Annotated in this window: 14 protein-coding genes and 1 rRNA gene; 10 read left to right on the top strand and 5 right to left on the bottom strand. The window is 67.8% G+C overall.

Features of this window, described 5'->3' with window-relative positions:
* Positions 1-62 precede the first annotated feature (62 nt).
* Positions 63-2,609, top strand: a complete 2,547-nt coding sequence (locus OG446_RS06895; protein WP_328893179.1) for an ABC transporter ATP-binding protein/permease — start codon at positions 63-65, stop codon at positions 2,607-2,609.
* 78 nt (positions 2,610-2,687) lie between these two features.
* Here the strand turns inward: OG446_RS06895 and OG446_RS06890 are convergent, their stop codons facing one another.
* Positions 2,688-3,443 carry a transglycosylase SLT domain-containing protein gene (locus OG446_RS06890; protein WP_328893178.1) on the bottom strand — a complete coding sequence of 252 codons (756 nt, stop codon included), beginning with the start codon at positions 3,441-3,443 and terminating at the stop codon, positions 2,688-2,690.
* 460 nt (positions 3,444-3,903) lie between these two features.
* On the opposite strand from OG446_RS06890, the gene OG446_RS06885 reads away from it, so the two are divergent.
* The 3 genes from OG446_RS06885 to OG446_RS06875 all read left to right on the top strand — a co-directional run bounded on the left by OG446_RS06885 (position 3,904) and on the right by OG446_RS06875 (position 6,165).
* Positions 3,904-5,049 carry a GAF domain-containing sensor histidine kinase gene (locus OG446_RS06885; RefSeq protein ID WP_328893177.1) on the top strand — a complete coding sequence of 382 codons (1,146 nt, stop codon included), beginning with the start codon at positions 3,904-3,906 and terminating at the stop codon, positions 5,047-5,049.
* A complete protein-coding gene (locus OG446_RS06880) occupies positions 5,042-5,686 on the top strand; it encodes a response regulator transcription factor (protein ID WP_328893176.1) in 645 nt (214 codons plus the stop codon). Before OG446_RS06885 ends, OG446_RS06880 begins: the two co-directional genes overlap by 8 nt.
* Positions 5,687-5,913: 227 nt before the next feature.
* A complete protein-coding gene (locus OG446_RS06875; RefSeq protein WP_219572718.1) occupies positions 5,914-6,165 on the top strand; it encodes a chaplin family protein in 252 nt (83 codons plus the stop codon).
* 80 nt (positions 6,166-6,245) lie between these two features.
* On the opposite strand, the gene OG446_RS06870 is transcribed toward OG446_RS06875, so the two are convergent.
* On the bottom strand, positions 6,246-7,025 hold the full coding sequence (locus tag OG446_RS06870; protein WP_328893175.1) for a hypothetical protein: 780 nt from the start codon (positions 7,023-7,025) through the stop codon (positions 6,246-6,248).
* Between the two features lie 198 nt (positions 7,026-7,223).
* Between OG446_RS06870 and OG446_RS06865 the strand changes: the two genes are divergently transcribed.
* The 4 genes from OG446_RS06865 to OG446_RS06850 all read left to right on the top strand — a co-directional run bounded on the left by OG446_RS06865 (position 7,224) and on the right by OG446_RS06850 (position 10,445).
* Complete coding sequence (locus OG446_RS06865) at positions 7,224-8,021, top strand: ABC transporter ATP-binding protein (protein WP_148016018.1); 798 nt, start codon at positions 7,224-7,226, stop codon at positions 8,019-8,021.
* 79 nt (positions 8,022-8,100) lie between these two features.
* On the top strand, positions 8,101-8,529 hold the full coding sequence (locus OG446_RS06860; protein WP_148016019.1) for an NfeD family protein: 429 nt from the start codon (positions 8,101-8,103) through the stop codon (positions 8,527-8,529).
* Positions 8,530-8,682: 153 nt separating this feature from the next.
* The gene (locus OG446_RS06855) at positions 8,683-9,615 is read left to right on the top strand and encodes an SPFH domain-containing protein (protein ID WP_328893174.1); all 933 of its coding nucleotides are present in this window, start codon (positions 8,683-8,685) and stop codon (positions 9,613-9,615) included.
* Between the two features lie 62 nt (positions 9,616-9,677).
* A complete protein-coding gene (locus tag OG446_RS06850) occupies positions 9,678-10,445 on the top strand; it encodes a sulfite exporter TauE/SafE family protein (RefSeq protein ID WP_328893173.1) in 768 nt (255 codons plus the stop codon).
* A 60-nt stretch (positions 10,446-10,505) separates the two neighbouring features.
* Here the strand turns inward: OG446_RS06850 and OG446_RS06845 are convergent, their stop codons facing one another.
* The 3 genes from OG446_RS06845 to OG446_RS06835 all read right to left on the bottom strand — a co-directional run bounded on the left by OG446_RS06845 (position 10,506) and on the right by OG446_RS06835 (position 12,548).
* Positions 10,506-11,012: an HNH endonuclease gene (locus OG446_RS06845; RefSeq protein WP_327711799.1), complete on the bottom strand. Its 507-nt coding sequence runs from the start codon at positions 11,010-11,012 to the stop codon at positions 10,506-10,508.
* A gap of 148 nt (positions 11,013-11,160) precedes the next feature.
* Positions 11,161-11,700 carry a YbhB/YbcL family Raf kinase inhibitor-like protein gene (locus tag OG446_RS06840; protein WP_328893172.1) on the bottom strand — a complete coding sequence of 180 codons (540 nt, stop codon included), beginning with the start codon at positions 11,698-11,700 and terminating at the stop codon, positions 11,161-11,163.
* 65 nt (positions 11,701-11,765) lie between these two features.
* On the bottom strand, positions 11,766-12,548 hold the full coding sequence (locus tag OG446_RS06835; protein WP_328893171.1) for a sporulation protein: 783 nt from the start codon (positions 12,546-12,548) through the stop codon (positions 11,766-11,768).
* A gap of 73 nt (positions 12,549-12,621) precedes the next feature.
* Here OG446_RS06835 and OG446_RS06830 point away from each other — a divergent pair, with 73 nt between their 5' ends.
* On the top strand, positions 12,622-13,263 hold the full coding sequence (locus OG446_RS06830; RefSeq protein WP_328893170.1) for a DNA-3-methyladenine glycosylase: 642 nt from the start codon (positions 12,622-12,624) through the stop codon (positions 13,261-13,263).
* Between the two features lie 588 nt (positions 13,264-13,851).
* Positions 13,852-15,377, top strand: a 16S ribosomal RNA gene (locus tag OG446_RS06825).
* Positions 15,378-15,530 lie beyond the last annotated feature (153 nt).

The following is a 15,530-nucleotide window of genomic DNA, read 5'->3' as shown; positions in this document are numbered from 1 at the left end:
GTTCCCCACGATGTTCAGCATCCCTAGACTCCCTGCAACGGGGGTAATTCGGGGGACAACTAGTGGGGCGCGGAGTGCCGGAACTCGTACTGGAATTGAATGGCAGGACCTGGACGCTCGATCCGTCCAGGTCGTACACCCTCGGGCGTGATCCGCAGGGTGACATGACGATCGACGACGCCAGAGTGTCGTGGCGGCACGCCACGATCAGCTGGAGCGGACGCGGCTGGTTCATCGAGGACCACGGCAGTACCAACGGCACGTATGTGCAGGGCCAGCGGATCCACCAGATGGAGATCGGGCCCGGCTCCACCGTGAACCTGGGCAACGCCACCGACGGCCCCCGGCTGAGCCTCGGCGGAGCCGACGTGTACAGCGGGCAGGCGGCCGCGGGTGCCCAGGCCCCGGCCCAGCAGCCGCAGCAGCCGTACCCGGGACCGCAGCAACAAGGACCGGGCGGGCAGCAGCAGCCGCAGGCCTGGCCGCAGCAGCCCCAGGCCCAGCCGCAGCAGCCCCATGTGCCGCAGCAGCAGGGCATGGCACCGGCACCTCACGGCGGCAGCCCGGGCGGCGCGGCGGGGGCGCCTCCCGTGTACGGCGACCGCAGCCCGACCACGTTCCACCAGCTGGCGCTCGGCCGGGTGATGCGGATCGGCCGTGCACTGGAGAACGAGCTGGTCGTCTCCGACCTCCAGGTCTCGCGCCACCACGCCGAGTTCCACGCGACACCCGACGGCCGGTTCGAGATCCGGGACCTCGGATCCCACAACGGCACGTACGTCAACGGCCAGCCGCTCTCGAAGTCCGGCTCCGCGCTCATCGGCCCGAACGACATCGTCGGCGTCGGTCACTCGACCTTCCGGCTCGTCGGCGACCGGCTCGAGGAGTTCGTCGACACCGGTGAGGTCTCCTTCGCCGCCCGCCACCTCACAGTGACGGTCGACGGCGGGAAGCAGATCCTCAAGGACGTCTCGTTCGGCGTCCCGGAGAAGTCGCTGATCGGAGTCATCGGCCCGTCCGGCTCCGGGAAGTCCACCCTGCTGAAGGCGCTCACCGGCTACCGGCCCGCCAACCAGGGCGACGTCCTCTACGACAACCGAAATCTGTACAAGCAGTTCGCCGAGCTGCGCCAGCGCATCGGTCTGGTCCCGCAGGACGACATCCTGCACAAGGAACTGACCGTCACCCGGGCCCTCAAGTACGCCGCCAAACTCCGCTTCCCCGCGGACACCACGGAGGCCGAGCGCCAGGCCCGGATCCAGGAGGTCCTCGCCGAGCTCAAGCTCGACATCCACAAGGACAAGAAGGTCACCTCGCTCTCCGGCGGCCAGCGCAAGCGCGTCTCCGTGGCCCTGGAGCTGCTGACCAAGCCGTCGCTGATCTTCCTGGACGAGCCGACCTCCGGCCTCGACCCGGGCATGGACCGCGATGTCATGCAGCTGCTGCGCGGCCTGGCCGACGACGGCCGTACCGTCCTGGTCGTCACGCACTCGGTCGCCGAGCTGGCCATCTGCGACAAGCTCCTGGTGATGGCGCCGGGCGGTTCCGTCGCCTACTTCGGTCCGCCGGAGGAAGCGCTCAACTTCTTCGGCTACAGCACCTGGGCCGACGTCTTCTCCGCGTTCGAGAACTACCGCGACTACGACTGGTCGGGCCGCTGGCGCGGCTCGCAGCACTACCAGATGTACGCGGCTGACATCGACGCCGTCGCCGCACAGCCCGTGCACATGCCGCCGCACCAGCAGATGCGCCCGCCGAAGCCGCAGGGCTGGATGACCCAGCTGTGGACGCTGATGCGCCGCTACGTCTCGGTGATCGCGTCTGACAAGGGCTTCATGGGCCTGATGGTGATCCTGCCGGCGGTGCTCGGCATCGTCAGCGTGGTCATCCCCGCAGACTTCGGCCTCGCCCCGCCGAAGCCGCCGTCCCGCTTCAACGGCGACGCCGGCACGATCATGCTGATCCTGGTGATCGGGATGACCTTCTCCGCCGCGGCCAACTCCGTACGAGAACTGATCAAGGAACGGGTCATCTACGAACGGGAACGGGCCACCGGCCTCTCCCGCTCGGCCTACCTGATGTCCAAGGTGATCGTGCTCGGCGTGATCACGGCCATCCAGGGCGTCATCATCTGCGGCATCGGCTTCGCCACCCGCGATCTGCCCGCGGAGGGTCTGATCATGCCGCCCGCCGTGGAACTCTGCGTGACGATCATCGCGCTCGGCTTCACCTCGATGATGTTCGGCCTGGTGATCTCCTCGCTGGTGAAGACCTCCGAGAAGACCATGCCGCTGCTGGTCATGTTCGCCATCGTCCAGGTCGTCTTCACCGGCATCCTCTTCCAGGTGTACGGATCGCCCGGCCTGGAGCAGTTCGCCTGGCTGATGCCGTCCCGCTGGGCCATCGCGGGCGCGGGCTCCACGCTCGACCTCGCCCACCTGATGCCGCCGTGGGACCAGAAGAACCCCACGGACCTGGACCCGCTGTGGGAGCACTCGGTCAGTCAGTGGGGGATCAACCTCACGGTGCTGCTGGTGCTCGGCGTCATCTGCGGCTTCGCGGTCGCGCGTCTGCTGCGCCGCCATGAGCCCGAGGTCATGCGCAAGTAGCAGGGCGCCCTGCGCACAGCACGACGCCGAAGGGCGGCACCCCGCGGGGTGCCGCCCTTCGGCGTGGTCCGGAACGGATCAGTACGCGCTGTCGACGTTGTCGATCGAGCCGTACTTGTCGGCCGCGTAGTTGGCCGCCGCGGTCAGGTTGGCGACCGGGTCGTACTGGGTGTGCGGGGTGCCGCTGACGTGGTAGTAGTCGAACGTCGGCTTGATGATCTGGAGCAGACCGATCGACGGCACGCCGTTCTGCGCGTTGATGTCCCAGTCGTTGATGGCGTTCGGGTTGCCGCTGGACTCGCGGATGATGTTGCGGTGCAGCCCCTCGTAGGTGCCCGGGATGCCCTTGTCCTTCATGATGGCCAGGGACTCCTTGATCCAGCCGTCCAGGTTGTTCGCGTACACGGGGGCACGGGACTCGGAACGGCTCGCGGCGTGCGAGCTGCGCTTCTCGGCGGCCTTCTTGGCCTTCCACTTCGCGGCGGCCTTCTCCTTCGCCTTCTTGGCGTCGGCCTTGGCGACGGCGTCGACCTTCGCCTGTACGGCGGCGGCCTTCTTGGTCTTCGCGGCTTCGATGGTCTTGACCATCTGCTCGGCGGAGGAGTGCTGCTCGATGAGACTGGCCTGGATGGTCTTGGCCTGCGGGGCACTGGCGGCGGACCCGAAGACGACGGGGGACGCGGAGAGTGCCTGGGGCTCGGTCTCGGCCTCGGCGTTACCGGGCACCAGGGACAAGGAGAGGGCAGCGGCGGCGACGGCGGAGATGCCGGCGGCGGAGAGCTTCTGGGTCTTGTTCAGGCGTCGGAGACGGCCGGGAATGCTGGACGCGGACATATCAGGCGTACCTCTTCGAATCGCGGAAGGTCCTCACGGAGGACGAAGACGGGAGGCGACTTCGCTTCTCCGTCGGGGACGAGTGCAATTGTTAGCGGCAGCAAAACGGCGTGGCAAAGGTGTGACGTACGAAGCCGGGTAGTGGAACACGACGGTGTTGGGGGCCTCCAATCGCTGCCCATGACCACCCAAATCGCCCTTTTCGCTCCACTATGGGACTTCGTAAGTGACGTGGGTCCTATGTGTGGCCTCACATCGGGCGGGTGACAAACTCACCGTCCGTTGCTCAAGCAATGCGGAATGTTAGATTCCGGCAGGGGGTGGATCGACCGAGCGCCTCGTCGGGGACGCTGCCGGGACCCGCGGGGAGGGATCGGCTCATGGTCCTAGTCCCAGAGCCCCGAAAAGGGCCGTCCACAGGCCGATACGGGGCTGGCGGGTCCGCCGGTACCGTGAGGCCATGAGCCATCGCCCACCGTCGGGCCTCGCCGCGGTGAGTGCCGCGCTGCTCGCCATGAGCCGGCACCTCGAAATGCGGGACGTCCTGAAAACGATCGTCGCGTCGGCCCGCGAACTGCTGGACGCCGAGTACGCGGCCCTCGGGGTCCCCGACGACCACGGCGGCTTCGCCCAGTTCGTCGTCGACGGCGTCAGCGACGAGCAGTGGAAGGCCATCGGCCCGCTCCCGCGCCAGCACGGCATCCTCGCCGCGATGCTCCACGAGGCGAAGCCCGAGCGGCTGGCCGATGTCCGCAAGGACCCGCGCTTCGAGGGCTGGCCGGACGCCCACCCCGACATGTCCGACTTCCTCGGGCTGCCGATCAGGGACGGCGACGACATCATCGGCGCCCTCTTCCTCGCCAACAAGCGGTGCCCGAAGCCCGAGGGCACCTGCGGGTTCACCGCGGAGGACGAGGAACTGCTGGGGATCCTCGCCCAGCACGCCGCCATCGCCCTCACGAACGCCCGGCTGTACGAGCGCAGCCGCGAACTGACCATCGCCGAGGAACGCTCCCGGCTCGCCCACGAGCTGCACGACGCGGTCAGCCAGAAGCTCTTCTCCCTCCGGCTCACCGCCCAGGCCGCCGCCGCCCTGGTCGACCGCGACCCGGCCCGCGCCAAGGACGAGCTCCAGCAGGTCGCCGCCCTGGCGGCCGAGGCCGTCGACGAGCTGCGGGCCGCCGTCGTCGAACTGCGCCCCGCGGGCCTCGACGAGGACGGCCTGGTCGCCACCCTCCGGACCCAGATCCAGGTCCTGGACCGCGCCCACACCGCCCGCGTCACCTTCGCGAGCGCGGCGGTACGGGCGCTGCCCGCCGCCCAAGAGGAGGCGTTGCTCCGGGTCTCCCAGGAGGCCCTGCACAACGCGCTGCGCCACTCCGGGGCGGGGCACGTCGACGTCACCCTCGCCCGCCGCGACGGCTGCACGGTGCTGCGGATCACGGACGACGGCCGCGGCTTCGACCCGGCGGCCACGCGCCGGGCGGGCAGGCACCTGGGCCTCGTCTCGATGCGGGACCGCGCCGACGGCGTCGGCGGCAAGCTCACCGTTGAATCGGCGCCCGGCAAGGGCACCACGATCGAGATGGAGGTGCCCGGTGGCTGAACGGCTCATCAGGGTGCTGCTGGTCGACGACCACCAGGTGGTCCGCCGCGGCCTGCGCACGTTCCTGGAGATCCAGGACGACATAGAGGTCGTCGGCGAGGCGGCCGACGGCGCCGAAGGGGTGGCCAGGACGGAGGAGCTGCGGCCCGACGTGGTGCTGATGGACATCAAGATGCCGGGCACCGACGGCATCGAGGCCCTGCGCAGGCTCCGCGAGCTGGAGAACCCGGCCAAGGTCCTGATCGTCACCAGCTTCACCGAACAGCGCACCGTCGTCCCGGCCCTGCGCGCCGGTGCGTCCGGCTACGTGTACAAGGACGTCGACCCGGACGCGCTGGCCGGCGCCATCCGCTCGGTGTACGCGGGCCATGTCCTGCTCCAGCCCGAAGTGGCCGGTGCGCTGCTGGCCCAGGACGACCCGGGCAGCGGTACGGGCCGGGGGAGCACCCTCACCGAGCGGGAGCGGGAGGTTCTGGGCCTGATCGCCGACGGCCGGTCGAACCGGGAGATCGCGCGGGCCCTGGTGCTCTCCGAGAAGACCGTCAAGACACATGTCTCGAACATCCTGATGAAGCTGGACCTCTCCGACCGCACCCAGGCAGCGCTCTGGGCCGTCCGGCACGGGGCGGCGGGCTGAACAGGCGGCCGATCCGGGTGGCCGAAACAGGCGGCCGATCCGCGCGGCCGATCCGTGCGGCCGGACCGGTGACCTGAACGGCTGACCGAGTCCGGGCGTCACCCTCCGGGCCCGTGTTTCACACTCCCGTGTGTACGTCACCCGAACGGCGCATCCTCTTCCGGCCCGGGGCGTTCTTCATGGCGTGCTGTGGCGGCTGGCCGCAGCGACACGAGGAGGATCCTGAAGTGAAGAACCTGAAGAAGGCTGCTGCCGTCACCATGATCGCCGGTGGCATCATCGCCGCCGGTGCCGGCGCGGCCTCCGCCACCGGTCACAGCGGTGCCGGCGCCCACGGTGTCGCGGCCCACTCCCCGGGTGTGGCCAGCGGCAACCTCGTCCAGGTCCCCGTCCACGTCCCGGTGAACGTGGTCGGCAACACCGTCAACGTGATCGGCCTGCTCAACCCGGCCTTCGGCAACTTCGGCCTGAACGGCTGACGCGCCGTACCCACGGCTGTGCCGCCGTCCGGCCCCACGCGGTGCCGGGCGGCGGCACCACGTCGTCCGGCACCGCGCGCCTATCGCGCCCGCTCCTCCACATAAGCGTTGTAAGCCGCCACCTGCGCCCGGCGGGCCACCCGCTCCACCGGCCGCAGCGCCTCTCCCCGCGCCGCCATCTCCGACGCGCTCACCGCGCCGCCGTGCCCGTTCTCCTGCGCCACCGAGACCAGCAGCCCGACCCGCTGCGCCAGCTCCAGCACCCGCACCGCCCGCGGCGGATACCCCGGGGCGAGCACCTCACGGCCCCGCTCCGCCCGCGCCCGGTACGCGTCCACGGCGGCCTCGGCCACCGGCCCCGACCCGGCCACATCGAGCCGCGACAGCAGCGCCGTCGCATCCCGCAACGCCTCGGCGAGCTCCCGCTCCGCCTCGCCCAGCGACGGCACATCGGCGGGCGGAGCCTCGCGTACCTCCAGGCACCGCCACACCACATCGACGTGGAGGTCCCCGGCGGGCCCCGCCTCCCGTACCTCGGGCACCAGCCCGTACGGCGCACCGAAGGTGACCACGGCCTCCTCGGCCTCCAGCGCCCGTGCGTTGAACTCCGCCGGGCCGCTGAGGCCCAGCAGATGCCCGGGAACCGGCAGCGCGACCCGGAAGCCCGTCACCCCCAGCCCCCGCAGCCGCCCCAGGGCCAGCGTGAGACCGACCGGTCCCGCCTCACCCGGCAGCCCGTCGACGCGGTGCACCGCGTCCTGTCCGACAATGGCGAGCGCCGCGTCGTCCGGCGACACGAGCCCGGCCAGCAACGCGTTGCCCCAAGCGGCCAGCAGCCCTGAGCGTGGTTCCGAAAGCATGGGACCACCCTAGGGAACGGACCGGGTCCCTGTCCCCACCCTCCCGCGACCCGCTCCCGGCCCCATGGAGACGGTGCGGCGACTGCGCGACAACGGGCCCAGCGCCTGAGGCGCTCGCGCAGTGGCGTAGGTTTTCCCTGGGAGCTGTGCCTACAGGCACGCGACGATCTCGAGACTGCATGGGGAGACAACGCGCTCATGAGCGATGTACTGGAGCTGGTGGACGTATCAGTGGTCCGCGACGGACGCGCTCTGGTGGACGATGTCTCCTGGTCGGTCAAGGAGGGGGAGCGCTGGGTCATCCTCGGCCCGAACGGCGCCGGCAAGACCACCCTCCTCAACATCGCGTCCAGCTACCTCTTCCCGACGAAGGGCACCGCCACGGTCCTCGGCGAGCAGCTCGGCGGCGTCGGCACCGACGTCTTCGACCTGCGCCCCCGCATCGGCATCGCGGGCGTCGCCATGGCCGAGAAGCTGCCCAGGCGCCAGACCGTGCTGCAGACGGTGCTCACCGCCGCGTACGGCATGACCGCCACCTGGAACGAGAACTACGACAAGGTCGACGAGGACCGCGCCCGCGCCTTCCTCGACCGGCTCGGCATGACCGAATACCTCGACCGGAAATTCGGCACCCTGTCCGAGGGCGAGCGCAAGCGCACCCTGATCGCCCGCGCCATGATGACCGACCCCGAGCTGCTCCTCCTCGACGAGCCGGCCGCCGGCCTCGACCTCGGCGGCCGCGAGGACCTGGTCCGCCGCCTCGGCCGGCTGGCCCGCGACCCGTACGCACCCTCCATGATCATGGTGACCCACCACGTCGAGGAGATCGCCCCCGGCTTCACCCACGTCCTGATGATCCGCCAGGGCAAGGTCCTCGCCGCAGGGCCCATGGAGACCGAGCTCAGCTCCCGCAACCTCTCCCTCTGCTTCGGCCTGCCGCTCGTCGTCGAGCACCAGGGCGACCGCTACACCGCCCGCGGACTGCCGCTCGGCTGAAGGCCGTTGCTCCCCGCGCCGCCGGACCCGACCTCTCGCGCACTGTCCCCGGAGGGACTCGCGGTCATACGATGACCACGTGGACATCGACGCGTGGGTGTGGTGGCTGATCGGCGCGGTGGGACTGGGCATCCCCCTCGTTCTGACCGCGATGCCCGAGTTCGGCATGTTCGCCGTCGGAGCGGTCGTCGCGGCGGTCGTCGCGGCCCTCGGCGGTGGAATCGTGGCCCAGGTCCTGGTCTTCGTCATCGTCTCGGTGGCCCTCATCGCCGTGGTCCGTCCGATCGCCAACCGGCATCGCGCGGACCGGCCCCACCTGGCCACCGGCATCGACGCGCTGAAAGGCCGTCAGGCCGTCGTGCTGGAACGCGTCGACGGCAGCGGCGGCCGGATCAAGCTCGCCGGGGAGATCTGGTCGGCCCGCGCACTCGACGCGGAACTCAGCTTCGAACCGGGCCAACAGGTCGATGTCGTCGACATCGACGGGGCAACGGCAGTCGTCATGTGACCGAACGGCCCCCACAGCAGCGCCCGTTCTGCGAGACTCGAAGTCGATCATCATGGAAACCGGACCGGCAGGACAACCGACCTGACCCACGGCCCATCCGATCTCGACCTCGCTCACCGCGATCCGTCGGCAACCGAAGGGCACGAGGAATCGATGCAACCGATCATCATCGTCCTGATCATTCTGGTGGTGCTCGTCTTCATCGCTCTGATCAAGACGATCCAGGTCATCCCCCAGGCCAGCGCCGCCATCGTCGAACGTTTCGGCCGGTACACCCGCACCCTCAACGCAGGCCTGAACATCGTCGTCCCGTTCATCGACTCGATCCGCAACCGGATCGACCTGCGTGAACAGGTCGTCCCCTTCCCGCCGCAGCCGGTGATCACCCAGGACAACCTGGTCGTCAACATCGACACCGTCATCTACTACCAGGTGACCGACGCCAGGGCCGCGACGTACGAGGTCGCCAGCTACATCCAGGCCATCGAGCAGCTCACCGTCACCACGCTCCGCAACATCATCGGCGGCATGGACCTGGAGCGGACCCTGACCTCCCGCGAGGAGATCAACGCCGCACTGCGCGGAGTCCTCGACGAGGCCACCGGCAAGTGGGGCATCCGCGTCAACCGCGTCGAACTGAAGGCGATCGAGCCGCCCACCTCCATCCAGGACTCGATGGAGAAGCAGATGCGCGCCGACCGTGACAAGCGCGCCGCGATCCTCCAGGCCGAAGGAACGCGCCAGTCGGCGATCCTCACCGCGGAGGGCGAGAAGCAGTCCGCGATCCTGCGTGCCGAGGGTGAGGCCAAGGCGGCCGCCCTGCGCGCGGAGGGCGAGGCCCAGGCCGTCCGTACGGTCTTCGAGGCGATCCACGCCGGCGATCCGGACCAGAAGCTCCTCTCGTACCAGTACCTCCAGATGCTCCCCAAGATCGCCGAGGGCGACGCCAACAAGCTCTGGATCGTGCCCAGCGAGATCGGCGACGCCCTCAAGGGCCTCAGCGGCGCCTTCGGAAACCTCGGCACCGGCATGCCGGGCTTCAACACCGGCGGCAAGGAGCGCCGCGAGGAGCCCCCGGTCGACTGACGTGTACATACCCTCGTGCATGATCAGTGCACCAAGCACCGATCATGCACGGGGGATTCGACATGAACACCTGGGAGATGCCCGCCGTCTTCGTCGCGGGCATCAGTGCGGGCACGATCAACACGATCGTCGGCTCGGGGACGCTGATCACCTTCCCGGTGCTGCTCGCCACCGGCCTGCCCCCGGTCACCGCGACGGTCTCCAACGCGCTCGGCCTGATCCCCGGCTCGATCAGCGGCGCGATCGGCTACCGCAAGGAACTCCAAGGACAGCGCCGCCGCGTCCTCAAGTTCTCCGCCGGTGCCCTGATCGGCGGCCTCGCCGGCGCCACGCTGCTGCTGAAGCTGCCGTCGACCGCCTTCGAGACCATCGTCCCGATCCTGGTCGCTCTCGCTCTCGCCCTGGTCATCCTGCAGCCGCGCATCAGCAGAGCGGTCCAGCGCCGACGCGAGCACACCGGCGCCACAGCCCGCTCCGACGGCGGCCCGCTGCTCTTCGTCGGCCTGATGCTCGCCAGCGTGTACGGCGGCTACTTCACCGCGGCCCAGGGGATCATCTACCTCTCCCTGATGGGCATGCTGCTCGACGACACCATGCAGCGCCTCAACGCCGTGAAGAACGTCCTGGCGGCCGTCGTCAACAGCATCGCCGCGCTCTTCTTCCTCTTCGTCGCGGACTTCGACTGGACGGCCGTCGTACTGATCGCTGTCGGCTCCGCACTCGGCGGCCAGATCGGCGCCAAGATCGGCCGCCGGCTCAGCCCCACGTTCCTGCGCGCCCTCATCGTCACGGTCGGCACGGTGGCCATCGTCCAGCTGCTGCTCCGCTGACACGCGGAAGCCCGCCCCTCACCGAAGCGGGCTTCCCCTACGTCACGAGGCGTACGGCGGCTACGCCGCGGACTGCGCCAGCCACTCCGGCAGCGCCGACCGGTCGCCGGCCCCCAGAGCCAGCAGCATCGCGTCCGCCGGCGACGGCACGAACGGCTGCCTCAGCAGCGGCATCCCCGCCTCCTGAGGCGTACGCGCCGCCTTGCGGTGGTTGTCCTCGGCGCAGGAGGCCACCGTGTTGAGCCACGTGTCCTGACCGCCCTGGGCCCGCGGCACCACGTGGTCGACGGTGCTCGCCCGCCGCCCGCAGTACGCGCACCGGTGCTGGTCCCGGATCAGCACACCCCTTCTGGACCACGGTGCCTGTCTTCGGAACGGCACCCGTACGTACCGGCAGAGCCTGATCACCCGGGGCACCGGAATGTCCACGGCGGCACCGCGCATACGGAGATCGGGATGCGACTGCTCGACGACGGCCTTGTCCTGAAGAATCAGCACCACCGCACGGTTCAGCGTCACCGTCGACAGCGGCTCGAAGCTCGCGTTCAGCACCAGCGTGTCCCGCATTTCGCCCACCTCCCGTGTGCCGCCCGCCCCCTGGCAGGCCCGGATCAACTCTGGCCGGGCCGGCCGCAATGGACAACGCAATAAAAAAATGCCCTGCCCTGATCTCTCCAAGACCAGGGCAGGGCAAACAGGGGTGGAACCTTTGGCTTCACTCGCTCGCGGCGGGCTCCGCGTACTCACCGATCAGCTGGGCACGGCCCAGCGTGTGGAAGCGCAGGTTGAAGCCGACAACCGCGGGAGAGGTGTCACTGTCGGGACCGAGCTTCTCGCTGTCCACCGCGTACACGGTGAACACATAGCGGTGGTTCTCGCCGGCCGGCGGAGCGGCTCCGCCGAACTCCTTCGACCCGTAGTCGTTACGGGCCTGCACGGCGCCCGCGGGCAGCCCCTCGAACGTCCCGCTGCCCGCACCCGCCGGCAGCTCCGTGACCGACGCCGGAATGTCGAAGACCACCCAGTGCCAGAACCCGCTCCCCGTCGGGGCATCCGGATCGAAGCACGTCACGGCGAAACTCTTCGTCTCCGCCGGGAACCCCTCCCACCGCAGCTGCGGCGAGGTGTTCCCCGCCGCGTGGACCTGTGCGTCCGCGAGCACGGCCCCCGGCGCGAGGTCCTCGCTCACCACGGTGAACGACGGGACCTCGGGATGGAAGTCGTGCGGCAGCGGAGCCCTCTTCGGCTCGGTCACGTCAGCACCTCTCCTGATCGGTTCAGCTCTCGGAAGGTTCCGGAAGGTCACCTTCCCCTCCGACCCTAGAGCCAGTTGCGCTGCCCACCGACCTGCGCCAGCCACTGATTCAGGTACGCCGTCCAGTCGGTCCCCTGGAAGTCGTTCAGACCCACCTTGAACGCACGGTACGAGTCGCTGCCCTCGCTGAAGAGTCCCGGCTTCTTGTCCATCTCCAGTACGACGTCCATCTCACGGTCGTCCGCGATGAACGTCAGCTCGACCTGGTTCAGCCCCCGGTACTGCGACGGCGGGAAGAACTCGATCTCCTGGTAGAACGGCAGCCGCTGACGCGTGCCGCGGATGTGGCCGCGCTCCATGTCCGCGCTGCGGAAGCCGAAGCCCAGCTGCCCGAAGGCGTCCAGGATGGCCTGCTGCGCCGGCAGCGGGTGCACGTTGATGGGGTCGAGGTCGCCCGAGTCGAGCGCCCGTGCGATCTCCAGCTCCGTGGTCACCCCGATGTTCATGCCGTGCAGGTGCTGGCCCGCGAACATCGTGATCGGGGTCTCCCACGGGATCTCGAGCCCGAACGGCACGACGTGCACCGCACCCGCCCGCACCTCGAAGGCACCCCCGAGGCGCAGCTTGGTGAACTCGATGTCCTGCTTGGTCTCCTGGTCCTGACCCTCGACCTCGACCCTGGCCTGCAGGCCGACGGAGAGCCCCTCGATCTGCTGGTCAACGGACCCGCCCTGGATCCGCACCTCGCCCTGGACGACCCCACCCGGTACGACGTTGAGCTCGGTCAGCTCCGTCTCCACCGAGGCGCCACCGGCACCCATGCTCGCGAGCAGCCGCTTGAAGCCCATGTTTTCTCCTCCTAGGTCCTGACCCCTACATACGCGCCATGACCGTAGTCGGTTCCCGGTAACCTCGAACGTCATGATCGATGGCCAGGACCGTACGCCGCTGACGCGGGACTTCTTCGACCGCCCCGTACTGGAGGTGGCGCCGGACCTCCTGGGCCGCCTCCTGGTCCGCAGCACGCCGGACGGCCCGATCGAGGTGCGCCTGACGGAGGTGGAGGCGTACGCGGGAGAGATCGACCCGGGTTCCCACGCCTTCCGTGGCCGAACACGGCGCAACGGCGTCATGTACGGGCCCCCCGGCCACGCGTATGTCTACTTCACCTACGGCATGTGGCACTGCCTCAACCTGGTGTGCGGCCCGGAAGGCATGGCGAGCGGAGTCCTCCTCAGGGCCGGCGACGTCGGCACGGGGGCCGACCTCGCTCGCAAACGTCGACTCTCGGCCCGCAACGACCGGGAACTGGCCAAAGGCCCGGCCCGCCTCGCGACGGCGCTGGACATCGACCGGGCACTCGACGGCGCCGATGCAATCGCCCGTCCCGGTGCACACCTCGCCGTACTGCATGGCACCCCCCCACCCCGCGACCAGGTACGGAGCGGTCCGCGCACGGGGGTTGGCGGTGACGGAGCGGTACACCCGTGGCGCTTCTGGATCGACGGAGACCCCACGGTGAGCCCGTACCGCGCCCACGCGCCACGCCGCCGGTCAACTTGACTCGCCCTTGGGGGACGCCTAATGTAGTCCGAGCCGCTTGACACGGGTACAGCTCTTGGTTCGGTCCATCGGATCGCACGCCGGGCAACCTGAAGCGGCCAACCACTACCTACGACTCACCCTTGAGGGTGCGGATTTCGGCATGCCGAAATTCTTTCCCGTGACTCGATTATGAGCCACTGAGGGAATCGGCTAAAGTAGTGGACGCGCCGAAAGGAAAACGCGAAAGCGAATTCCTCAAGGCGGGAAATGCGAGACCCGCTTCGACCGGGAATCGGACACGAAAGAGTCTGATAGAGTCGGAAACGCAAGACCGAAGGGAAGCGCCCGGAGGAAAGCCCCAGAAAATGTTCTGAGGGTGAGTACGAAGGAAGCGTCCGTTCCTTGAGAACTCAACAGCGTGCCAAAAGTCAACGCCAGATATGTTGATACCCCGACCTGTTTCGGCAGGTTCGAGGTTCCTTTGAAAGTCCTAACAAGTCTTCGGGCTTGGTAGGCAATGCACACAGCGAGGACACAGCGAACGGCCGGTCATATTCCGACTCGGTCGTTCCGCTCTCGTGGTGTCTACCCGATTACGGGAAAACATTCACGGAGAGTTTGATCCTGGCTCAGGACGAACGCTGGCGGCGTGCTTAACACATGCAAGTCGAACGATGAAGCCTTTCGGGGTGGATTAGTGGCGAACGGGTGAGTAACACGTGGGCAATCTGCCCTTCACTCTGGGACAAGCCCTGGAAACGGGGTCTAATACCGGATAATACTTTCCCTCTCATGGGGGAAGGTTAAAAGCTCCGGCGGTGAAGGATGAGCCCGCGGCCTATCAGCTAGTTGGTGGGGTAATGGCCTACCAAGGCGACGACGGGTAGCCGGCCTGAGAGGGCGACCGGCCACACTGGGACTGAGACACGGCCCAGACTCCTACGGGAGGCAGCAGTGGGGAATATTGCACAATGGGCGAAAGCCTGATGCAGCGACGCCGCGTGAGGGATGACGGCCTTCGGGTTGTAAACCTCTTTCAGCAGGGAAGAAGCGAAAGTGACGGTACCTGCAGAAGAAGCGCCGGCTAACTACGTGCCAGCAGCCGCGGTAATACGTAGGGCGCAAGCGTTGTCCGGAATTATTGGGCGTAAAGAGCTCGTAGGCGGCTTGTTGCGTCGGTTGTGAAAGCCCGGGGCTTAACCCCGGGTCTGCAGTCGATACGGGCAGGCTAGAGTGTGGTAGGGGAGATCGGAATTCCTGGTGTAGCGGTGAAATGCGCAGATATCAGGAGGAACACCGGTGGCGAAGGCGGATCTCTGGGCCATTACTGACGCTGAGGAGCGAAAGCGTGGGGAGCGAACAGGATTAGATACCCTGGTAGTCCACGCCGTAAACGTTGGGAACTAGGTGTTGGCGACATTCCACGTCGTCGGTGCCGCAGCTAACGCATTAAGTTCCCCGCCTGGGGAGTACGGCCGCAAGGCTAAAACTCAAAGGAATTGACGGGGGCCCGCACAAGCAGCGGAGCATGTGGCTTAATTCGACGCAACGCGAAGAACCTTACCAAGGCTTGACATCGCCCGGAAAGCCGTAGAGATACGGCCCCCCTTGTGGTCGGGTGACAGGTGGTGCATGGCTGTCGTCAGCTCGTGTCGTGAGATGTTGGGTTAAGTCCCGCAACGAGCGCAACCCTTGTTCTGTGTTGCCAGCATGCCCTTCGGGGTGATGGGGACTCACAGGAGACTGCCGGGGTCAACTCGGAGGAAGGTGGGGACGACGTCAAGTCATCATGCCCCTTATGTCTTGGGCTGCACACGTGCTACAATGGCCGGTACAATGAGCTGCGATGCCGCGAGGCGGAGCGAATCTCAAAAAGCCGGTCTCAGTTCGGATTGGGGTCTGCAACTCGACCCCATGAAGTCGGAGTTGCTAGTAATCGCAGATCAGCATTGCTGCGGTGAATACGTTCCCGGGCCTTGTACACACCGCCCGTCACGTCACGAAAGTCGGTAACACCCGAAGCCGGTGGCCCAACCCCTTGTGGGAGGGAGCTGTCGAAGGTGGGACTGGCGATTGGGACGAAGTCGTAACAAGGTAGCCGTACCGGAAGGTGCGGCTGGATCACCTCCTTTCTAAGGAGCATCTAGATTCCGCAAGGAATCCAGAGCCACTACGCCGGCAAATGTTCGGCGGTGGTCAGCTCATGGGTGGAACGTTGACTATTCAGTACCTGGTGGTTCAACCGGGTCGTAAGTACTGCTCCTCGGAGCGTGGAAAACGAACCG

Origin of the sequence: Streptomyces sp. NBC_00236 (genome assembly GCF_036195045.1) — a bacterium.
GTDB lineage: Bacteria > Actinomycetota > Actinomycetes > Streptomycetales > Streptomycetaceae > Streptomyces.
The sequence above is the reverse complement of the archived record's forward strand: the minus strand, read 5'-3'. Positions and strand labels throughout refer to the sequence as shown.